Annotated in this window: 18 protein-coding genes and 1 pseudogene; 7 read left to right on the top strand and 12 right to left on the bottom strand. The window is 39.4% G+C overall.

The genetic code is table 11. From position 1 onward, the window contains the following. Positions 1-31: 31 nt before the first annotated feature. The 10 genes from AB1I50_RS09040 to AB1I50_RS09085 all read right to left on the bottom strand — a co-directional run bounded on the left by AB1I50_RS09040 (position 32) and on the right by AB1I50_RS09085 (position 9,382). The gene (locus tag AB1I50_RS09040; protein WP_407723715.1) at positions 32-598 is read right to left on the bottom strand and encodes a GNAT family N-acetyltransferase; all 567 of its coding nucleotides are present in this window, start codon (positions 596-598) and stop codon (positions 32-34) included. A gap of 223 nt (positions 599-821) precedes the next feature. Further along, positions 822-2,372: a recombinase family protein gene (locus AB1I50_RS09045; RefSeq protein ID WP_407723716.1), complete on the bottom strand. Its 1,551-nt coding sequence runs from the start codon at positions 2,370-2,372 to the stop codon at positions 822-824. Positions 2,373-2,459: 87 nt separating this feature from the next. Continuing rightward, positions 2,460-2,630, bottom strand: coding sequence for a hypothetical protein (locus AB1I50_RS09050; RefSeq protein ID WP_407723717.1), 171 nt, complete (start codon positions 2,628-2,630; stop codon positions 2,460-2,462). Between the two features lie 10 nt (positions 2,631-2,640). Further along, the gene (locus tag AB1I50_RS09055; RefSeq protein WP_407723718.1) at positions 2,641-3,486 is read right to left on the bottom strand and encodes a ParB/RepB/Spo0J family partition protein; all 846 of its coding nucleotides are present in this window, start codon (positions 3,484-3,486) and stop codon (positions 2,641-2,643) included. Next, entirely contained in the window at positions 3,483-4,883 is a 1,401-nt protein-coding gene (locus AB1I50_RS09060) for a relaxase/mobilization nuclease domain-containing protein (RefSeq protein ID WP_407723719.1), read from the bottom strand. The genes AB1I50_RS09055 and AB1I50_RS09060 overlap by 4 nt, the downstream gene beginning before the upstream one ends. After that, positions 4,844-5,284 carry a plasmid mobilization protein gene (locus tag AB1I50_RS09065; protein ID WP_407723720.1) on the bottom strand — a complete coding sequence of 147 codons (441 nt, stop codon included), beginning with the start codon at positions 5,282-5,284 and terminating at the stop codon, positions 4,844-4,846. The genes AB1I50_RS09060 and AB1I50_RS09065 overlap by 40 nt, the downstream gene beginning before the upstream one ends. Positions 5,285-5,448: 164 nt before the next feature. Continuing rightward, entirely contained in the window at positions 5,449-5,763 is a 315-nt protein-coding gene (locus AB1I50_RS09070) for a hypothetical protein (protein WP_407723721.1), read from the bottom strand. Position 5,764: 1 nt separating this feature from the next. Next, on the bottom strand, positions 5,765-6,700 hold the full coding sequence (locus tag AB1I50_RS09075) for a ParM/StbA family protein (protein ID WP_407723722.1): 936 nt from the start codon (positions 6,698-6,700) through the stop codon (positions 5,765-5,767). A gap of 116 nt (positions 6,701-6,816) precedes the next feature. Further along, a complete protein-coding gene (locus AB1I50_RS09080) occupies positions 6,817-7,704 on the bottom strand; it encodes a sigma factor-like helix-turn-helix DNA-binding protein (protein ID WP_407723723.1) in 888 nt (295 codons plus the stop codon). Positions 7,705-8,074: 370 nt separating this feature from the next. Beyond that, entirely contained in the window at positions 8,075-9,382 is a 1,308-nt protein-coding gene (locus tag AB1I50_RS09085; RefSeq protein ID WP_407723724.1) for an IS30 family transposase, read from the bottom strand. Positions 9,383-9,657: 275 nt separating this feature from the next. On the opposite strand from AB1I50_RS09085, the gene AB1I50_RS09090 reads away from it, so the two are divergent. From AB1I50_RS09090 to AB1I50_RS09110, 5 genes are read left to right on the top strand one after another with little or no spacing between them, the layout of a single operon-like run. Continuing rightward, positions 9,658-10,338, top strand: coding sequence for a hypothetical protein (locus AB1I50_RS09090; RefSeq protein ID WP_407723725.1), 681 nt, complete (start codon positions 9,658-9,660; stop codon positions 10,336-10,338). Further along, complete coding sequence (locus tag AB1I50_RS09095; protein WP_407723726.1) at positions 10,338-11,885, top strand: hypothetical protein; 1,548 nt, start codon at positions 10,338-10,340, stop codon at positions 11,883-11,885. Before AB1I50_RS09090 ends, AB1I50_RS09095 begins: the two co-directional genes overlap by 1 nt. Positions 11,886-11,929: 44 nt before the next feature. After that, positions 11,930-13,213, top strand: a complete 1,284-nt coding sequence (locus AB1I50_RS09100) for a hypothetical protein (RefSeq protein ID WP_407723727.1) — start codon at positions 11,930-11,932, stop codon at positions 13,211-13,213. Between the two features lies 1 nt (position 13,214). Further along, positions 13,215-14,447, top strand: coding sequence for an HNH/ENDO VII family nuclease (locus AB1I50_RS09105; protein ID WP_407723728.1), 1,233 nt, complete (start codon positions 13,215-13,217; stop codon positions 14,445-14,447). A gap of 5 nt (positions 14,448-14,452) precedes the next feature. Next, a complete protein-coding gene (locus AB1I50_RS09110; protein WP_407723729.1) occupies positions 14,453-14,845 on the top strand; it encodes an SMI1/KNR4 family protein in 393 nt (130 codons plus the stop codon). Between the two features lie 41 nt (positions 14,846-14,886). Here AB1I50_RS09110 and AB1I50_RS09115 read toward each other — a convergent pair. After that, positions 14,887-15,267, bottom strand: a pseudogene (locus AB1I50_RS09115) (TnpV protein). A gap of 200 nt (positions 15,268-15,467) precedes the next feature. On the opposite strand from AB1I50_RS09115, the gene AB1I50_RS09120 reads away from it, so the two are divergent. Next, a complete protein-coding gene (locus tag AB1I50_RS09120; RefSeq protein ID WP_407723730.1) occupies positions 15,468-17,474 on the top strand; it encodes an NACHT domain-containing protein in 2,007 nt (668 codons plus the stop codon). Here AB1I50_RS09120 and AB1I50_RS09125 read toward each other — a convergent pair. After that, on the bottom strand, positions 17,424-18,911 hold the full coding sequence (locus AB1I50_RS09125) for an IS5 family transposase (RefSeq protein WP_407723075.1): 1,488 nt from the start codon (positions 18,909-18,911) through the stop codon (positions 17,424-17,426). The genes AB1I50_RS09120 and AB1I50_RS09125 overlap by 51 nt on opposite strands. A gap of 263 nt (positions 18,912-19,174) precedes the next feature. Between AB1I50_RS09125 and AB1I50_RS09130 the strand changes: the two genes are divergently transcribed. Then, a complete protein-coding gene (locus AB1I50_RS09130; protein WP_407723731.1) occupies positions 19,175-21,343 on the top strand; it encodes a hypothetical protein in 2,169 nt (722 codons plus the stop codon). Positions 21,344-21,542: the final 199 nt, after the last annotated feature.

Consider the following 21,542-nt stretch of genomic DNA (forward strand, 5'->3'; position numbering starts at 1 on the left):
TGTGCTGTTTTTGAGTTTATCCGATGAACAGTTATTTTGTATTATTAAAGTAGTCCTCTTTCAAAATCGCGTAACGTGATAAGTCGCAAATTCCCTGCATGTTTTTGCCTGCCTGACGCGATTTCCCCTCATATTGAAGTCCGCATTTTTTCATCACATCGCCCGAGTGTGGGTTCCTCGGGTCGTGTTCAGCGGAAATGCGGTTTACGCCGACTTCCTCAAATAAAAATTGAATGACGCGCTTAAACGCTTCGGTCATAATGCCCTTGTGCCACCAATTATAGCCGAGGCAGTATCCGATTTCAACTTCCTTAATGTCCTCTTTAATGCCGACAGCTCCAATGGAGCCGATTGGCTCGTTAATATCCTTAAGGACAATCTTCCAATCGTAAAAATCCGGCTTTTGCTGGCTTTCAAGCAGATAATTATGATATGTATTCTTTAACTGCTCTGCGCTTTCATACGGCGTCCAGGTCAAATATCTCGTAACGCGCTCGTCGTTAGCCCAGTTTTTGAACATCGGTTCATAATCGGCTTCAAGCGTTTTTCTAAGTATTAACCTTTGTGTTTCAAGGGTGATTGTGCCGAGGTGGTTCATATTATCAGTCCTTCACATCTTAGTTTGTGTTATATTCTACCACTAAACCGTAATGCAAGCAATAGGATTTTGTGGAGATAACGTGTGATTCAGCATTCGATAAGTTCCAGCTCGTTTTATGCGGCGTGTTAAGTCGGATAAGTTTGTAGAGCGCTCTCGCTAAAAACAGTGCACTGCACTGTTTTTGCCGCCCTGTGGTCGGCACGCTCGCCTTCGATTCCCGTCATCTCAATTCACCAAAAGAAAAATGCACCCTTTTGGGTGCATTTTCTTTTGGTGGAGCAGGCGACGTCATAGTCGAACACTGCTCCGTGCAGGTTTTATTGGAGTTAAAGGCTTCTTCGATTTCCTCTAACGGTACGTCCTCGACACTCATCGGTTTCTTGCTGGCGTTGATAATCAATGTGAAGTGGTCGTCGTAAAGATAGACGGAGTGTACGAGGATATTGATGATAGCTCTGCGTTTGTTGACATCATCAAGCGGCATTTCGCAGACAAAATTGAGGAATGCGAGTATCTGTGCTTCCGAAAGGAATATCCGCTTGTTCTCTTCAATGGCGAGCTGTTCTTCAAGCGCATCTTTTTCAGCCTGACGTTTGTTAAGGCGTTCCGTCAGCATTGGAACAGATTGTCCTTGCTCAATACCTCTCCACAGGTTTTCTATGGCGATATCCGCTTCTCGGATAGCTTTCTTTAACTGCTTGACCGTCAAGTTATCGGGACTTTTGTTACATTCCTCGGCTACCTTTTGAGCGATAAATCTGATATTCTCATCGGTAAGCAATTTCAAGCATTCTGCAATTACTCTGTCCTCAATTTTCTTTTTGCCGACGATTGTTTTATCACAGCGTTTCTTTCGGGCTTCCTTGCAGATATAATAGTGATATTGCTTGCCGGTTTTGCTTGTACCGCCGTAACCTACCATCATATTTTTACAGTGACCGCAAAACAGCTTTGTTGTCAACAGATACTCACCCTCACCGTGCGTTCTGGCAGGAGCCTTCTTGTTTTTATCCAGTATATCCTGAACCTTGTAGAATAAATCGTCGTCTAAAATCCTCGGCATTCCGCCCTGCGTTTCCTGTCCCTTATACATATAAACTCCTATATACCGTTTATTGCTCAACATTCGGCTGAGACTGTTGTAGGTAAAATCGTTGCCTAAAGAGGTTTTGATTTTTCGGCGTTTCAAATCCTTGACGATTTCAGCTTTTGTTTCTCCGCTGGCGTATCGCTCAAATATTTCACGCACGATTTTGGCTTCTTCCTCGTCAACATAGAATCGTCTGTCTTTATCAACCTTGAAGCCAAGACCGGGATTGCTGCCGTTGGACAAACATTTTTGTGCGTTGATCTCCATCCCTCTGTGAATCTTCTGAGAAAGCTCGGCGGAAAAATACTCCGCCATACTCTCTAACACGCCTTCGACGAGAATACCGGATGCGTCGTCAGTGATGTTTTCTCTTGCCGACAACACCCTGACGCCGTTCTTTTTCAGCTTTGATTTGTAGATTGCACTGTCGTAGCGGTTACGGGCAAATCGGTCAAGCTGATAAACCAAAATTCCCTCAAAAGCGTGCTTTTCACTGTCTGAAATCATACGCTGAAATTCAGCTCGATTATCATATTTACCGCTAACAGCTCTATCTATGTATTCTCCGATAATTGTATAATGATTTTGCTCCGCATATTCGTAGCACACCTTTAACTGACCTTCAATAGATTGCTCCGTTTGGCTGTGGCTCGAAAAGCGGGCGTAGATTACTACATTCATTTTTACCTCCTTTGCTCTCCGCCGAAACGACGGAGAGCTGTATTTATATATTACAGGATTTGCAGAAAACAATCGAATGTGTCAAATTTATGCAATCATTTTCTCGTCCTGATATTCGGGGTGAGCCTTTAGCCACTTTTCATAATACTTTTTACCAAACTCGCTATTGTAAAAATCAATAATTTCCGGAACAAGTGCTTTTGCGAGGAGCGTTAACGCTTCTTCCGAATATTCCGCAGTTTGTAATTCTATACTCAATAGGTTCACCTCATCTTTCACGGTCTCGCTGTCGCTTGAGATAGCGTTGGTAATAATCGCAGGCTTTGAGGATAAAACCTTCAAGCTGATTGTCAGTTGCATTAGGTGCAAACTTTCTCACCTTATCCATCGGGATTTTCAGCGTTTCACGCTGGTTCGCTTTATCCTCTGACATAATACTTTCGATTAATCGTGGTGAAATCAGTCCGTCACGGACAGCCTTGTGCATACGAAACGCCTGAGAATAGGACGGCGTGCAGTCGTCACGCTCGATAATATCCAGCAGATAATACTGCATATTGACGCTTAGATACGAGAGTTCAACACCGACGGAGAAGGCGATTTTTCCCTCGTCCATCAATTCAAGCAATTCAGGGATGAGATTGGTCAAGCGGATATAGCGCTGTATTTGATTACGGCTCTCACCGCATTCAATGGCGATAATCCTATCCGTCCTTAACTTTGTCCCAACTTGGGACGAAGTTAAATCGGTACGCTTTCCCTGCCTTTTTAACGCGTCATACTTCAGTTTGTACGCAAAAGCTTTCTCCGATGGCAGCAAATGCTCTCGGTGGAGGTTGCTGTCCACTACCATAATCGCAGCTTCGTCACGGCTGACGGGACGAATAAAGGCAGGTACTTCTGTAAGCCCTGCCTTCTGCGCCGCACGAAAACGGCGATGTCCGGATATGATTTCATATTCGTCGGCCGTATTTTCCAACGGTCGAACGATCAGCGGCGTCATAATGCCCTGCTGCTGAACGCTCTCGATTAAGCTATTCATTTCTTCATTGTCGAGCACCTGATACGGGTGGTCTCTGAATTCGTGTAGTTTGTTGATTGATATATTGGTCATCGTTCATAACTCCTTTGTTTTGATTTATTTTGGTGATAATATTTGTACTTGTATCTGCCTTGCTCCAACTGCTTTTCCTGTTCGATCAAAGTACGGAGTCGAGGCACTTTGTTTTCAATGCGCCCGCAGATAATAAGCTGCTTGCGCAAGGGTGTTAGCTTCTTTGTGATTTCTCTACATTGTTCTTTTAGAGAATTATCTTCTTCGGGTGTTTTCGCCCTTCGTATTTGATTTCGAATATGCTGCCGCTCGCTTTCATAAGCCTTGATTTGCTCAGTGATTTCCTTTCGGCAAGATACAAAATCCTCTGCGCATTCCACATTATGGTCACGGAGGAAATGGTATTCCGCCAGCGTTCGGTCGAGATTTCTGATTTCTGCCCGCAGTTCGGGTGAAACCGGACGGTAATCACGCTTTTGGACGTTGTTGCCTGTGATGAGTTTGGCGATCGTGATAATCAGGTCGAACAGCGCCGTGATAACATCGGGCTCTGTTCTTTTCTCAAAATCTCTGATTCTCACAATCAGCGGTTGGCGCTGATAATACGATTTCGGCGTATAGGTATAGAAATCTACAAAGTATTTATCCTCACGCTGAGATTGCAGCCGCCTGAGTATCGCTTCTCTGGAATAATCCTTGCCGAGACTGCTTAACCTGACAGGCTTTTGCCAGTCGGGAGCAATCACCGACGGATGCTGATATTTGAAATTCCGCACAAACTGATAGCCGAGCGAGCGAAGATATAATTCAAAATCAAACGGCTTGATCGTACAGGCTAAAGCTTCATCAACATCGTGACGCAGCATATCTTTGTGTGGTATTCGTCCGCTTTTGCGTACCCAATATGCCTTGTCGCCGCCGTAGAACGGAGAGTTTTCGATCACGGATTTTCCGTGCTCACGGCAGACCGCGTCGGAAATTTCACGCAGCTTATAATGGTCGGAAATATGATTTTCAAAGTTCCGTCCGGTGCGGAACGATACACTATTTACGACGATATGATTGTGTAGGTTTGCCGTATTCAGATGTGTCGTAACAACTATCTCATAGTCATCGCCCCACATACGCTTGGCGGTTTCAATGCCGATACGGTGCGCTTCTTCGGGCGTAACTTCTCCTGCCTGAAAACTCTGATAGCCGTGATACGCTACATTACCGCCGAGTTTTCCGAAACGTCGCTTGGTAGCTATCATCTGTTCGTAGGCTCGTTTCTTCGGGCAGTTGATTCCGCTGACATACATTGTCTGATCTGTCTTGTCGCTGTTCTCAACGTAATTGAGGGTGGCGGCTAAGTCATCATCAAGATATTTGCGCTCGATAGTTTTATCGGGATTCTGAGCGTAATTGATGACATCCTTTAACCGTCCCTTGACGGGCCAGAAGCCTGTTGTCGCCACGTCATCATCTCCTCGTGAATCTGTGCCGTTGTGGATTTCTCCGGCAAAAGTAGGCGCTGTTGAATTTCGTCTACTGTTTCAAGCAATCTACGCTCGATATCAGGCGAAACCTTATCGGCAACCTCGTCACACAAGCGGCAGAGTGTTTGATAGAAATGAAAAAAGACATCAGGCAGCACCGTTCTCGGTGCGTACCCCAATGTCCTTTGTCTGACATATTCGGATTGTGATAAGCCACAGCTCTCGGCAAGACGGGCTATCTTGTTTTTCTCGGACTGCGTAACACGCAGCTCGATTCTTGCATTTTTTCGTTCAATAATATACCTTCTTTCTTCGGGTGTAAGGGTGTCCCTTAGATTTACAGCAGCTTTGGGCTGTTGTATTTGGAATTTGCCGTACAAATCCCCTGCTTGCTACAGTATAAGACACAGCCACGGAGTGTGATTTTTACCGTTCTGCTGTGCCTTGTGCTGTTGATTTAGATTCATCTATTATGGTTAATTGGAGTGACGGCGTTTTGCCGTCAAACTCAAATTCGTTCTTAAAAAATGCCGTCATCGTGCCGTCAATCGAACATTTTCAGATCGTCCAGAATATCCTGTTCGGCTTCCTCTTGCTGTTCTGCGGTTAGTGCCGGAGTGGTTGATAAAGGTTGCGGAGCGAAGTTTGCCTCTGCAAAGCAAGCCCGCATTTCCTCACGAATGATATTTCGGATATCTTCCTCGTGCTGTTCACGAGTGATCGACTGTAACTCCACATATTCGGCAAGTGCTTCAATGATAAAATTGTTGCGTGAATGGTATTTCTTAACGTCAAGAGTCTGCATATATTCTGCGAGAGCACGCTCTCGGGCGTCGGTTAAATCAAAACGTACCGTCATTTTATACACGTCCTTCATTCTTCGCCTCGGCTCTCAGGTAAACGTCTGCAAGATATTCATAGCCTTTTGCGGCAGCGCAGATGTCGTCAATGAACTTTACACGGTCGAGATTAGCGTGATAGAAATTCTTGATCAGGCAACCGCCGCCACCGCAGACGTAGAGATTCATCGTACTTTCGTCATATCCGTGTTCACGCAGACGGCGGAAGATTTCCGCGACATATTTCTCCGCAATAGCGATGATGATCTCCAAGTCGGATTTTGGAACATCTGTCGTGCCTGTCTGCAACACCTCGTCGATAATATAATCATTCAGCTCTCTGCGTGTCTTACGCATAAAGCCCTCACGAATAGCGAGAGTGCATTGATAAGTGCCGAACTTCTCGGTGAACATCTTACCGCTCTGCGGTTTGCCGTTGACAAGGTAGAGCGTGTTCATCGTACCGTTGCCAATATCCGCTACCATACTCAGGCCTTTGAGCGTTGACTTGATTGGTACAACAGCAGAATAACCCTGCGGATAGATTTTCACATCACAGATTCGGATATGATAATCTACATTCCGAAAAGTGAACCCTACCTCCTTGTTCTTTGACAGATATGCGGCAAAATCCGCTTTCTGTCCGCTTGTCCAAGTGAGCGGAAGTCCGGCGGCGATAATCACGTCTGCATCGGTCAGTCCTTCGTCTGCAAGTTCGATTGCGATAGCGGCGAGAGTGAGAATATAGTAATCCTCATCATTCTGCTTTTCGGGCAGAAACTCCTTGTGACCTTCGCCAATCAGGAAATACTTGCCGTTGTAGATAAGCATATCCTTTGTAAATAGCGGTTCGCTGTCGTGGGTGGTTATACCAGTCTTGAAACAATGGTTTGCGGTTTTGATATTGCCGTAACCGTGGTCGATACCGATAATGATTTTGTCTTTGTAACTTTTCATAATAAAAAAACCTCCTGAAATAGTAAAACTGCCCTGAAAAGTGGGGGCAGTTTTCAAATAATGAATTGTGTGTTTTTGGCATAAAAATAACACCTACCGAAAACAATCGGTAGGTGCTATTCAAAGCCGATGTCTGTGTTTGTGTGTTCTTGAAATTTTCTTCCGATTTTGTCAATGCGTTTCTTAACGGCGCTATGCGTTTTATAGCCGACCTTATCCGCTATTTCCTGATAGGTATAGCCTTCAACACGAAGTTCCAATATCTGTCTGTCCTTTTCGGGCAGCGCTGCCATAAACCGCTCAACATCAACCTTAGCGGCTGTGTCGCCTTCCAAGTCGATACTATCGTCCGCCTTATCCCACTCAGCTCCGTCGTGATTTTTCTTGCAATCTTCCTGAAACGCCTCGAGCGAGATCATCGGGTGCTTAGTTTTCTTATGATAATAGCTGTTCTTAAAGTCATTCTTCTGTTGACTATTTCTATAATCGAAATCTTCAAAGCACTGATATTCCTTGACAACTGCGAGGATCTCATTCATTCCGAAACGCTCCATTGTTTTCGGAACGATATCCATCAAAACAGCGTCAACATATTCGTCGCTGACAAAGCCCAAAAACGTAGTCGGCTCGATATCATTTACAAGGTTCTCGACTGGCGGTAGCACGCCCTCGTCCTGCATAGTCTTTATCCAGAATGACGGTGCGTGAGAAAACTTCCAAGCCGGATGATCACCTGAATATATCTCCCGACCTACATTCAATCCCATATATTCCCACACAAGATAGTGAAATGCGTCATACATCAAAAGAGCAAATTGGTCGCTCTCTATCAGTTCTATCTGCTTCCAATCCGTGAACAGCTCATAGGGATAGCGTGAAATTTGAAAAGGAAGCTCGCCGCATTTGTAGAGCAATGACTTCGGCAGAAAGTAAAACAGCGGGATATATTCGGAGTTCTTGTACCGTGTGACCTTACCGTTTTTGCGCTTGATTTTGATTGGCATTTGTATTCATCTCCTTTCCGAGGTTAGGTGCCTCTATATTATATAGACGCTTCTACCCCTGAATTGTTCCAAAGTCTTAAAAATTTTTCAAAAAAATTCTCCTATTATAAGCTTGAATGAAAAACTAAGTGTTAATAGTAAATCATTAACAAGCAAAAAAGTTTCAAATAATTAAAAAATAAGTATGAAAAAAGGTATGTTTGTGGTATAATATACCTGCAAACAGCCATTTCTTAATAAATCATAGCACAGCAAAGCAGACATACCGCGTTACCCGTTGCAGAAGTAAACGCAATACGCCGAGATATCATTTTTAATGATTAGCGAGTCTGTTTTACTGTCTGCGTTTTATTAAATTATGGTTTCATGGTTACCGAATTAACAAATCCGGTTTTAGGTGGACATCATCCGCAGGGATGGTGTCCATTCCCATTAATTCCATTAATAGTTTCATACTCTCATCACCTTCGGCTACCATTTCATAAGGACATCTGCCGTTCAGGCTCAGCCTTTTGGTGCTGTTGATATGATTCATCAATACTGTCATATCATTATGGTTGTAGCCATCGAAACTTTTCCCTTTCGGAATAACATAGCGAATAAATTCGTGATTTTTTTTGAGTTCAGCTTTTTGCCACGAAGCCATTGGATCGCAATAGAAAACCCTGCATCGGCGTTCTCCTGTATACGGCGCCCATTCCAGATAATCAGTCCATCTGAACTCCGGACCGTTATCTGTCAAGATAACGTCAAATAAACTTCTGAAATCTTCCATTCCGAGAATATTTAAAAGAAAATCAAATACGTCAACTACTGTCTTTGCTTTCCCGTCAGGTATCAAAATCATAAGCATGATTCCTGTTTTCATAAAAAGCATTGTTAGTATTCTCTGACCTCTTGATTTTGTTCCTACAACAGTATCCATCTGCACCACAGAGCAATTCGGGTGATTCTCGACATACCTTTTGTAATCCTCATAGGTATGCTCATAACGATAATAAAACTGATCTCCGTCAGCTGCTTTCTCGCTTTTCTTCCTCTTTTTCCTTGGCTTGTAAGTCACCATTCGTCTAAGGTCAATGTTACGCACATGGAGCCAGCCGTTGTCTATGTAGTTGTAAAGGCTTCTCAAAGATATCGGCAACTCCGCTTCGTGTTCGGAATAAATATGAGTGAGCGGCTGACCCTTTTTGATTTGTTTTGTTACAAGTTCATCGATAAACTTTAGTTGTTCTTCAGTTAATCTAACTCCTCTGCGTGTTTCGGAACGTCGACGGCTTGAGGCAGCGTCCGCAAGCTTGGCTGAATAAATGTAACGATTCTTGTTGCATTTATCCTTTGTTGGACATCTGTTGCATACATACGGTGGCTTTTCAATCCGGGAACATTTAAGAGGAATGTATCTGACGCACATATCTCTGCATTCGTAATCCCTGCATTTCACACAAAGGCGTTCGCAGTATTCGTCAGTACAAATGTGTTTTCGTGCACAATGCCGCGCATATTTACAATCGTTGTTAAGATAAAATGAACCACGGATGTAGCTTCTGTTTGTTCTGATTTCTCTGGAAACAGTTGACGGATTTTTGCCGATATCCTCGGATATCTTTTTGATTGATTTTCCTGTGCAGATTCCTGCTTCAATAACTATCCTGTCGCTTAGTGTTATTTGTTTCATGATTACCTCTTTTCCGCAGACAGTAATCACTCAATATCACACTACCTTGTTGCAAAACTAATTGCAACACTATTTCTCAAAAATACTCCAAAAACTTGCATTTACTTTTTCAATTTAGGTCTCTTATTATAATTTTAACAAATCATCTGTCCTATATATGGGACTTTGCTTCTAGAATACTCGTTTTTTATGACTTTATAATTGATATTTTTTCCGGGTATGTTATAATATAGGAAATAGATATTTTCAGCATTTAACACACAGGAGGGATCATTATGATTGGCGGAATGGTAAAAAAACTGATAATCGTTACAGGTGATAAGGAATCTGTATATGCTGAATTGTTATCGTCGCTTATTACACTTAAGGATGATGAAGTCGAAAACAATACCGTTGTAGGAATTAAAGACGGAAGTGTAGAAGCAGTTGTCTGGAACGAAGATATATATAATGATAATAAGGCTCAACTTGGCTCAAATACAAAGCTTATCTTCATAGGGAAGAACAAATCTTCCGAAGCCGTTATTCCGAGTATTAGGTTTGACAAGGATATGACTAAATACGGTGTATATGTCGGCTCAATAGGAAATAAGGCTGTATTATATATTGAATCAAATACACTTTTTAGCAATAAAGATTTGTATGATGATTTTTATGAGAAATACATCGATTTAACAAAATGCTTTGATGATAGCGTAGCAGATACTGAGTCTATCAAAAAAGCTACTCACACCGATGGTATTGGAGAAGCGTTTGGAAAGGGTACTAAAGCTGTAAAAGGATTGTTTGGAAAAATCAAAGGTGCGCCTGTAGAAAAAGCAAAAAATGAAGGAACAGATTTCTTTAAAATCAGCACTAAAATCGAATCAAGCAAATTGATTTCCGACCAGATGTTAAGATATGCCGTCTTAAGCTTTTATTTAGACGGACTTGCTGGATTTATGGAGATTAAGTAATGAGTATTGCTTTTGAACAAGGGCTAAAGTTTGTTTCCGATAATATGGGTGCGGCTTTGGGCGGACAAATGTCACAGCTTTGGATTGATACAATAAACAGTCAGATTGAATCTATTTCAAATGATATTATGGCAAAAGTTCAATCTACTGATTTGCCGGCTGATAAGCTTCAAGGATTTGTAGCTGAGATATGGCATTCGGGAACTTTTAACGCTGATTCCGCCGTTCATCATTCTGTCGCAACAGCCAAAGCGCCCGATGTAAACACTTTTGCTTCCGCAGACGTGGAATTTGGTGGAAGCAGAGCCAGTTTGAAGTATTATAAAGATGCTAAAAGCTCATATGCTGCTCAATCAGAAACACCATATGAACGATATATGCATCTTAAAGCTAAAGCAGAGAAAGCCGGAAAAAGCTATGAATCGCTTGAAGAATTCCTTGGAAAAAGGAAAATCAAGAAAGAAGATATGCATAAGTCTATGTATCAAGGTCAAGCAAAGCTTATTCCCACCAATCAATTGTTAGATGCTCAAAAACTGTTAGATAAAAAAATAGCGGTAGCGCAAGCAAACGGAAAGCTGGATCAAGTAGCTCGATACAGAGAGGTACAAGCAACATTAACAGATATTCTGTCTGATAAAAAAGGAAATAAATCAATTCCGCTCAGCAGAGAAGACGCTCAAAGATTAACAAGAGCAGCAAAAGAAGGAAACCTCGATCAAGAATTATTAAAAGAATGCGGTTTAGATATTAATCAGTTAGTGACGGCAAAAGACATAATGAGCGAAGCCTTTTCAGCCGGGTTAAGTGCAGCAGTTATTTCTTTCGTTATAGGAATAGCTCCCACAATTATTGACGGAATATCAATGCTCGTTTCCGAAGGTGAAATAGATCCTAAGCTGTTTGCGGAGATGGGATATAAGGGCTTGAGCTCTGCTGCAAGGGGATTTATTAACGGTTCAATTACAGCTGCACTTGTAGCTTGTTGTCAAAGCGGCAAGCTGGGAACTACGTTGATGGGAGCAAATGCGTCAATGATTTCTACGGCTGTTGTTTTGATGATTGGAACGTTGGAAAGCGGAATAAGACTTGCTACAGGCAGAATCAATAAAGCACAAATGGCCGAGGAAATGTCTCGATTGTACATAACAACAGCCTTTTCTGTGGGCGGAGGAATCGCAGCAAGTGTGTGGTTTGTCGAAATACCTCCACTTGCAATGGCGGCATATATGCTCGGCAGCTTTATCGGCGGTGTAATTGGCGGATTCGCCTACAATATAGGGCACAGTCTGTTTATGTCGTTTTGCGTTGATTCCGGCTGTACTTTCTTTGGCTTGGTGGATCAAAATTACGAGTTGCCGCAAGAAATATTAGATGAAATCGGAATCGATGTTTTCGATTACGAAAAATTCGATTATGAAACTTTTCAGTATGATAGCTTTCAGTTTGATGCCTTTACTCCGGATGCGTTTGAATATGACAAATTCGGAATTACTATTATTCGTCGTGGAGTAATCGGCGTTGGCAAAATCGGGTATCAATATTGAGTTTAGTCTATATGAATACTGAATTATTTACTGGGGAATGTTTTATGAACAAGGGAAAGGTAACAAAGATAGTATCGGTTGTTGTAATAACAATAGCTTTGTTTCTTGCAACAATTAGCGCAATGGCAGAAGAATCAGAAAAGCAATCAGGCAATCGATATTATTTAGGCGAGTCAGTAAAAACCGGATGGGATAACGGTTATAAAGGCGATGAAAAAATCACAGAAGGCGATGTCCATTTCAACTGGAAAATCGGTGAATTCTATGTTGATGGTTTTACCTCTACCGTTAAGGGGGAGGATAACACTCCTATATTCTTAAAAAACGTTGGCGATAAGGTTCAGCTGTGGTTTAGTTTGAAGCAAAATATTGATAAACTGAATAATGATGAAAACTTATCAATATCAGAGGATAGCAATGGCTTTGATGAATATTTCAGCGTTCCAAAAACAAATTTCGGGCGTGGAGCTTTGATTATTCGAAAAACAGACTATACCAACGCAAAGAGCGATCCGATAGAATACAAAGATTATCTTGCCGCAAAAGCGTCTCCCAACGCAGATACAGAAGTAGAATTATGTGAGGAAGGCGATTATGAAGTAGCACTTGACTATGAAATCAAGAACGATCCACGCAAGATTTTTGATGTATCAATTATCCCTACATATTCAAACTATAAAATATTCTTCAAATTCTCTGTCCGAAACGGAAATAGTATGGTTTATCCGTTTGATGTAAAAACAAAAGGAGAATTAAGCAACACATCGGTAACAGAAAATGGTTTTTATCTCGATTTCGCTAACTCCCGCTATTTGGATATAAATATAAAAAAAGAAGTTCTGAATGAAGGCGCAAACGGACTTGCGGAAGATGTACGCTTTAATCGTCCGGCTAAAGATGGTGAAGAATACACCGAAGAAGGAATATATACGATTACTTCAAGCAATCGCTATACAGGGCAGCTTACTACAAAAAGAATATATGTCGGAAAAAACGATGTTCTAAAAGCGGTTGCTGCAACGGGATTATCGGTCAAAGATGTAAATGATTACATTGCAAATGGAGCAAAAGTCAAAAACGACGGAAGCATTATGCTTACAAGCCACGAGACCATTCCGGTTGATGAAGCAAACATCCAGCCCAATATGGCTACTCAAGATTCCGCAAAGGGCGATTTCTTTACAGACAATCTTTTGTGGTTTATTGTTGGCGGCGCAGCGCTGATTGTTATTATCGTTGTTATCATTATTGTTGTTGCGGTGAAAAAGAGGAAAAAGCCTAAGTATGTTAATATTGAAGCATTCACAGAGGATCAGGAGGTAGAATAATATGATGCGTTATATGAAAAAATCTATTGCGCTGATTCTATCTCTGCTTATTATGCTTTCGATATTGCAAGGTTGTTCTGCGCAAAAGAATGAGCAGGTTGAATCAAAAGAAAGCGAAACAACAGCAGAAACAACTATAGCCGATTTGAAGAATAACCATACTGATAGCGTCCCTGAGTTTGAAGGTTTAAGCGATCCGCGATTAGCAAAATATATGGAAGATGCTGTATATGCTGAAGTTATTGACCATATAGATACAAAAAAATATGTTGTGGAAAACGTTGAAGCAGTATATATATCTAAAGAATATTTAGAAGAAGCTGCGTACAACAGCAAGTCCAATATTTACTTTGGTTATACCAAGGATGAACTTGATAAACAGTTTTCAGGTACAAAATATGTATTCACACTCGGCGACGATGGAAAAACGACGGTAGAAAAGTTTGAACCTTACGATGATACTTATGATAAGATTCTATTGAATGTTGCAATAGGAACAGGAGTTATACTTGTTTGTGTTGTCTTAACAGTCGCTACGGAAGGAGCAGGCGCTCCAGCAGCCGCTGCAATTTTTGCAGCGTCAGCAAAATCAGGAGCGATTGCCGCTGCTTCTTCTGCACTTATCGGGGGAACTGCTGCAGGCGTAATAACCGGAATAGAAACGGAAGATTTTGATGAATCTATGAAAGCAGCTATGCTTTCGGGAAGTGAAGGTTTAAAGTGGGGAGCTATAACAGGCGCACTTACCGGTGGAGCAAGTGAAGCCATGGCGCTTAAAGGAGCAACATCAGGCGGATTAACAATGAATCAGGTTGCTCAAATTCAGAAGGAATCGAAAATTCCTCTTGATGTTATAAAAGAATTAAAAACGATGGAGCAGTACAATATTTTAAAAAAAGCAGGAATTACTCCTCGTTTAGTCAACTACAAAACTGCTTTAGTGCGTGATATTGATTTGAATTTCATTGATGAAATGGGAAGAACTAATCTAGTGAGAATGCAGCAAGGATTAGCTCCTCTTGATTCTACAGGTGTTCCATATGAGCTACATCATATCGGGCAAGAAGTCGATTCAACGCTTGCGATATTGACAAGAGAAGAACATCGTTTAGCAGGGAATAGCAAAATTTGGCATGAATTTGGAACTGGCTCAGATGTTCATGCTGCTGGAAACAATTGGGATGAGCAAAGAAAATTATTCTGGCAAGCCTTTGCGAATTTGGTGGGAGGATAATGGAAATGAATAAATTTTCAGATATCATAAATAATAAACCCAATCTGTATTTTGGCAAAGGAGTCAAAGAGGTTGAGATAGAATCAGCAGAAAGAGATTTAAATTTGTGTTTTAACAAAGAATACAAGATGTATTTACTACACTATGGGTTAATAAGCTATGATAATCATGAATTAACGGGATTGTGCAACTCACAAAGGCTAAATGTTGTTTACGTGACTAAAGAAGAAAAAAATTACAATCCGCATGTTCCAACTGATATGTATGTTATAGAACAAACAAATATCGATGGCATTGTAATTTGGCAATCTTCCGATGGTGAAGTGTATCAGACATACCCGAATTCAAATCCAGAAAAAATAGCTAATTCTCTATCGGAGTATATACAGTCAATATAAAAAATGGGCGAAGATGAAACAAATCATCTTCGCCATAACTTTTATGTATATATTAATTCGTTGCTGACAATCTCCGATGCCTGATTGCTTATGCTATTCATTTTCCGTACCCATAGCATTTGATTATCTGCTTTGAGCTGTTCGGTTACACCCTCCTGCTGGGCGATTTGATTCACACTCCTGTTGAACATTTCATTTGCTTCTTCATCAATATCGGCAAGATAAGCAGTAAGCTTACAGCTTGTGAGCAAATTTGTGTAGCGGATTTTGTGCTAGTTGAGAAGATATCGTTTGTGAGCCTGCGTCCATACTCCGATCGGTCTATCGTTTGTTCCAGGAGGTAAGGTAAGACAAGGGAGATAGTAATCTCCTTGAAGTTCATACCACAGACCATTCATTTTATCATACTTGTACTTTTCCATTTGAGAATCCTCCTTTGATTTAGTTGTTTCATTATACACAAGATTATCAAACAAATCGAATGTGTGGATTATTAATAGACTCAAATTTTAAACAATAAATTCTTCAAGTATGGTTTCTATTATTATTAAATCACTTAACTATGGAAATTATAACCATTATGTTATATAATTAATGTAATAAAAAGAATGGCGGTATAGATATGATGTATTTTAACAAAAAAAGAATTTCTTGGGCAAATTTTGAAGCAGCAAATGCAGATAAAAGGACTGCATTTGAGAATATGTGTAGATTGCTGTTTTGTTATAAATTCTTAGATAGTAAGACAATTCCGCATTCTAATCCAAACAACCCGGGTGTTGAAATCGAACCAGTGAAGGATAAGAACAGCAGAAAACTGATTAGCTTTCAATCAAAGTATTTTGATTGCTTAAATTCTGATTGTTATACTCAAATTCGCCACTCTGCTGAAAATGCTATAAAATATTACAGAAACAAATTAGATCGAATATATCTTTATTGTAATATAGATCTTACGACAACAAGTAAGCCTTATAAGGATATTGTTTCTTTACTTCAGACTGCAAATATTGAACTTGAACTGATTTCGAATAATTCAATTTTGGATGAAGCAATGAAAAACGAAGTTGTAGCCACATATTTCTTTTTTAGCCATGGTATTAGTGACGAATGGTTCAAAGAACAAGTTAACGAGAATCTATCATCGTTAGGCGCAAAGTATAATAAAGACTTAGATGTCAATACACCGATAAGTAACCAAATTGAATTGTTTTCACTTAGTGATAACGCAGTAAAAACAATTAATAATAGGAAAGCTGAAGCAATAAAACAAATTAAAGATTCACGGTGGAGATATAGTGATTATAGTCAAACTATAAATAGTTTATACGAATTGATTCAATCGTTACCGGATGTAAACACCTCGGACTTTTCTTGCTGTTTAGAATGGAATAATATAATTAACAAAAACCTTTCATCTGACATATTTACGCTACAAGCTCAAAAAGAAAACAATCAAAAAATCATCACATCACTAGATGACTCAAATGATAAAGAAGAAATAGGACGTTTAAAAAAACAAACACATATTATATCTAGTTTGTTACTTGAAATAAGTAATTGCTTATTATTTAATAATTTAGAAAAATCGTTAATTAGTAAAAAAACAGTTATTCTTAAAGGAGATGCTGGTGTAGGAAAATCACATCTTTTTGCAAGGAAAGCGTCACAGGCAATTGATAATGGCAACTATTCAATTTTGATGTTAGGAAACACCTTTATTAATGATGAGTATCTGGATAATCAGATTATAAACAATCTTGATTTAGATTTTAGTTTTGATGAGTTATTAAGCATAATTGAATGTATAGGTGAAATACAACAAAAAACTATAGTAATTTTTATTGACGCCATTAACGAAAGTAGTTATAGGGATATTTGGAAAGCCGGATTATATAAAATAATCAATAAGATTGAAAAGCAATCATTTGTTAAGTTGGCTTTATCTATACGTTCCGGATACGAGTCATTTGTTCTTGACGATAGTATAAAAGAAATGCTGAACAATAAAACAATTGTTCAGCTTGTTCATGGAGGCTTTTCTGAAAACTCTATTGATGCGATTAAGCAATTTCTAAATTTCTATAATATACCATTTCTTCCTTCTTTATGTCTAAATTATCAAATGACAAAACCCCTGTTTTTAAATATTTTTTGTAAGGTATATAGAACAGCAGATATTGGACTGGATTTCAATGTTTTTGATTTGTTTGATAAATTAATAGTTAACGCAAATACAGAATTAACAAAAGCATTAAATGCTGATCCATCCATAATAATACTGAATGAATTAATTTATGAAATTATACAATTTCAAGTCGATAATAATATAACCAGTATTACACGGACCGATTTGCTTAGATTAGAATTCTGGCAAACATACGGTATAACATCTCTAAAACTACTTTGTTTAACGATTTTAGAAAGAGCAAGTATTCTTGTTAGTTTCGTAAATGATAATGTAGAATACTATCAGTTAAGTTATCATTTGTTAACAGACTATCTACACGCTCGATTTATTATTCAGAAATTCTCTGATAGTAATGATTTAGTAAACTATATAATTAGTCTCTGCTCATTAACCGCACGAAACGGATATGAGGTTATTTTTCAGCTTCAGCAGCATTGATATTACGTCGTACAGGAATCCCAAAAATCGGCGCAAAGAACCTCTTGCTAATTTTTCGAGGTTCAATACCAGTAGGGAAAGCGCAATGGAACAACGGGTCGTTGTATCGAGCTTCGTTCTGATGAGTCCCAAGCCGCAGCATCTCTTTGCGAGGCTGAAGCCTCGCTCGACTTCGATACGATCCGTGTTATCACTGTATGCAGTTTTGCGTTCCTCCGGCGTCGGTTCTTTTTTTGGACGCCCCAAAGCCGGACCGGATATACGGATACCCTTGCTCTTGCAGAAAGCTCTGTTGTTCCGATTGCGGTATATCTGATCGACCAGCACCCTTTCGGGATAGCGTCCGGTTCGCTTGCGGTATCTCTCTATTGCCGAGATGAGCACATCCGCTTCATTGTAAGCGTCAAAGGATAATCTCTCTAACCGTGCGAATCCGTTTTCATCAATGCTCATATCCAGCTTTGCACCGAATTCTACCGGAGCTTTTGCTTTGCCGCGCACGATGGGTCGGATATACGGCTGAGAAATACTGACGATGCGGTCTTTGACGCTGTGAACATTGTTGTCATACATGTACTTTTGCTGTTCATACAGCTCTTTGATGACCGTTAACCGCTTGGCTTGCTTTTCGGTAAGAACTACTCCGTTGGCTAATACAAACATATCGATATAGCCGAGGTCTCGACGAATATACTGAAGCTGCTGCTTGATCGCCTTGCGGATCTTTTTCTTGGTACGCTTTTTGCATTTCGCCAAATTCAGATAATCTTTTCTCGCGTTTTTGCGATACATCCTTGGCTTGTAAAAATTGTAGGTATAGCAGATATCGTCTATGATGGATTCAAGATTTTCTCTTGCCTCGTTCAGCAGATTGATGTCCTGCGGGTAAGAGATGTTCTGAGGAGCACAGGTAGCGTCAAGAATCAATGTGCCTTTGTTGTCTGCTTCGGATTTCTCATTCTCTTTGCTTTCAGCATCCTCGCCGCCATCGGAGTGACTGTTGTTATCCGAATCATCGTCTTCATTGTTTTCAGGCAGATTGAATTGGATCATCATTTCGTTGATGTCTTCAAGGATGTCATCTGTCAGACGTTTGCGAAACTCTACCAAAAGTGACGGCGCAAAAGGCGCTTCATAAGAATATCCCGGAAGTCCGATAAAGTATTGGTAGTAGGCATTCTCCTTGATTTGCTCGACAAGCTCACGGTCGGAATAATCATATTTCTTCTGGATCATCAGCGACCCGAGAGCTGTTTGTAAAGGTTTTGCCGGCATACCGGTCTCGCTCGGAAACAGCGCGGCATATTTTATCTCGATGTCGTACCACGGTATACTCGCAGCCTTCTTTACCCAGCGGTTCTCAGGATCCATCTGCATCCCTGCGGGCTGATTGAAATCTGTAAAACTCATTTGTTGATTTCTATGGAACTTATACATACTGTCCTCTAACTTAAGTGCAAGCTTTTTTATTGCTCTTGATTATTTTCTTGCACTTATTATAGCACATTTCGATGAAAAATGCACTGTTTATCGAGAATTTTACTGATTGCTTGTTTTGAAGGCAGTGACTAATTACCAATCTACTAAAAATAGAAAATGGTAAAATAACCAAACGCATTAATGAGGATAGTTTTATTGCAGTTTGTTCTTTATGTGCTGAAAAGTTTTCACACGACTTCTTTGAAGATATTACTAGCACATTGGATGAACCCTATGAAGTTGATTATCTATGTGAGAAGTATCTAGAGTCTTTCAGTTGGCGTAAAAATATAACTATAAATCAAAAATCATTTAAGGATTTTATAAATAATCATAATTTTGATCCTAACAAAGTATGGAGGTTACTGATTGAAAACAGCACCAAGCCAAATCATAAACTTAATGCTGAATTTCTTCATTCACTTTTGATAAAATACCCTTTGAACTATAGAGATTATCTTTGGACAATATATGTTAACGATATGAGTGATGAAGATCGACTTGTTCAAATTGTCGAATATTTTGATAACGGACATTCGCTTGGTCCATTGGATTCTGAAAGTGTGAAACTGTTGCTTATATTGTTGTCTTGGATTCTAACTTCGTCTAATAGATATTTGAGAGATACAACCTCAAAGGCTATGGTTGAATTGCTGAAGAACAATTTTGAACTTTGTGAATATATTCTAAGGAAATTTGAATCCGTAAATGATCCATATGTAAGTCAAAGATTATTCGGTGTAGTATTTGGCGCATGCGTGAAAAGAGAATCGGAGCATAAACGTGAATACACACAGCTTGTTAACTATGTGTATACTCGAATATTCAAACAGAAAAAAGTATTTCCTGATATTCTGTTGAGAGATTATGCTCGGTTAATCATTGAACGATTTCTATACGAATTTCCTAATGAATTAAATTTTGATATTTCAATTATTAATCCACCATACAACTCTGATACTATTCCTACGGTTGAACATGAAGAATATTATAAAGAAGGAAGCTCGTATTCAGGCTTTAATAGAATCTATTTGTCAATGCGCCCAAATCTTCCTAATGCTCCCGCAGCATACGGCGATTTTGGCAGATATGTTTTCCAATCGGGTCTAGAAAAATTTGATAATGTTGATATTGAGAATCTCTATCATTATGCTATGCAATATATACGAGACACTTTAGAGTACAAGAACGATTATTTTAAAAATGATGTGCCTTTTCCTTATGGTCGATTATATTCAAGGCATGATGACAAAAAGACGGAAAGAATTGGGAAAAAGTATCAATGGATTACTTTTTGGAATATTCTTGCGAGAGTTTCCGATACACACCTATTAAAAAACTATGATGAGGTTCCTTCACCATATACAGGGCCTTGGAATATATATGTACGTGATTTTGATCCGACTTTGAATCAAAACTTTTTATTGTCTTTTGACAAATCTGAAATAATAGTTCCAGAGTATGCTAATCAATTTATTGTTAGCAATAAAGAAGAAGATATTGAAGAATGGGTCAATAACGATTCCGAGCTATTTAAATCTTTTCCAAACAATATCCTTATACGAGATAATAATAACATAGAGTGGATTTCACTACATATTTATAAAAAGCTTGAATCAAAACAAAACCATTACGAAACCTTTGGTTCTGTAACTGACATGGGTAATCAATGGATTTGGGCAATAGCCACCGGATATTTGGTCGAAAAAGATGATTTTTGGGATGTAAAGAAGAAATTGGAGTCTAGTAATCTGTACGATTACCGTTTGCAAGATGCAAATTGTCATACTGAAATCTTCAACAGAGAATATCCTTGGGCAAAGTCTTTTGTTGAAGTGGAAGGCAATCCTTTAATTGATTTACTTGTTGATACTGGTGAGACTAGAATTGTAAAAGATATCGGAATAGAACTTGATAAAGAAAAACTGGAAGAAGGGATACTTGAGTATATAGAAATACCTACCGAGAGAACCGAACACATTGAGAAAGTAATCGCAAAATATATGGTATCGTATTCATCTACCGCTTGGGAATCTACTTATGATGCTTCTCAAAGTGAATCCACCAGAATTGATCATCCTTGTATGGATATTGTCTATAAGTTACACTTAAAGCAGAAAGACATTGATGGTAGTTATTATTCTGATAATAATGAGTTGGTAGCATTTGAACATAAAATCGATGATAAAAACGAATATTTATTAATTCGGAAAGACTACATTGAAAAATATCTGTCAGAAAATCATCTTGTGCTTTTTTGGACATTGTTCGGAGAAAAACAGTTTTTCCTAGGTGGTAACAATCAAAAATGGAGCACTTGGGGTGGCTTTTACTATTTTGATTGCGATAAAGGTTCAATCGAAGGTTCTTCTAGAATACAAACTGATTAAAAATCGGTAAAAAACTTAAAAGGAATCACTACAGATAAAACTATATTGATTCCTTTCATATTAGCAACAAAGATCACACCTGACAACAAAACCGACGCTGAAAAAACAAGTGTTCGTCCAATATTTGTTTGGTGTAACATAGGAAAAGTATGCTTTTTCGCATAACAACAAAGACCGGGTAATCCTAAAAGAATACCCG

Source organism: Ruminococcus sp. NATIVEDY161 (assembly GCF_045819895.1).
Lineage (GTDB): Bacteria > Bacillota > Clostridia > Oscillospirales > Acutalibacteraceae > Ruminococcoides.

What these genes read in the sequence shown, in the direction of transcription:
- AB1I50_RS09040 (WP_407723715.1), bottom strand. Translation starts at nt 598, where the DNA reads ATGAACCACCTCGGCACAATCACCCTTGAAACACAAAGGTTAATACTT.
- AB1I50_RS09045 (WP_407723716.1), bottom strand. Translation starts at nt 2,372, where the DNA reads ATGAATGTAGTAATCTACGCCCGCTTTTCGAGCCACAGCCAAACGGAG.
- AB1I50_RS09055 (WP_407723718.1), bottom strand. Translation starts at nt 3,486, where the DNA reads ATGACCAATATATCAATCAACAAACTACACGAATTCAGAGACCACCCG.
- AB1I50_RS09070 (WP_407723721.1), bottom strand. Translation starts at nt 5,763, where the DNA reads ATGACGGTACGTTTTGATTTAACCGACGCCCGAGAGCGTGCTCTCGCA.
- AB1I50_RS09075 (WP_407723722.1), bottom strand. Translation starts at nt 6,700, where the DNA reads ATGAAAAGTTACAAAGACAAAATCATTATCGGTATCGACCACGGTTAC.
- AB1I50_RS09080 (WP_407723723.1), bottom strand. Translation starts at nt 7,704, where the DNA reads ATGCCAATCAAAATCAAGCGCAAAAACGGTAAGGTCACACGGTACAAG.
- AB1I50_RS09085 (WP_407723724.1), bottom strand. Translation starts at nt 9,382, where the DNA reads ATGAAACAAATAACACTAAGCGACAGGATAGTTATTGAAGCAGGAATC.
- AB1I50_RS09090 (WP_407723725.1), top strand. Translation starts at nt 9,658, where the DNA reads ATGATTGGCGGAATGGTAAAAAAACTGATAATCGTTACAGGTGATAAG.
- AB1I50_RS09095 (WP_407723726.1), top strand. Translation starts at nt 10,338, where the DNA reads ATGAGTATTGCTTTTGAACAAGGGCTAAAGTTTGTTTCCGATAATATG.
- AB1I50_RS09100 (WP_407723727.1), top strand. Translation starts at nt 11,930, where the DNA reads ATGAACAAGGGAAAGGTAACAAAGATAGTATCGGTTGTTGTAATAACA.
- AB1I50_RS09105 (WP_407723728.1), top strand. Translation starts at nt 13,215, where the DNA reads ATGATGCGTTATATGAAAAAATCTATTGCGCTGATTCTATCTCTGCTT.
- AB1I50_RS09110 (WP_407723729.1), top strand. Translation starts at nt 14,453, where the DNA reads ATGAATAAATTTTCAGATATCATAAATAATAAACCCAATCTGTATTTT.
- AB1I50_RS09120 (WP_407723730.1), top strand. Translation starts at nt 15,468, where the DNA reads ATGATGTATTTTAACAAAAAAAGAATTTCTTGGGCAAATTTTGAAGCA.
- AB1I50_RS09125 (WP_407723075.1), bottom strand. Translation starts at nt 18,911, where the DNA reads ATGTATAAGTTCCATAGAAATCAACAAATGAGTTTTACAGATTTCAAT.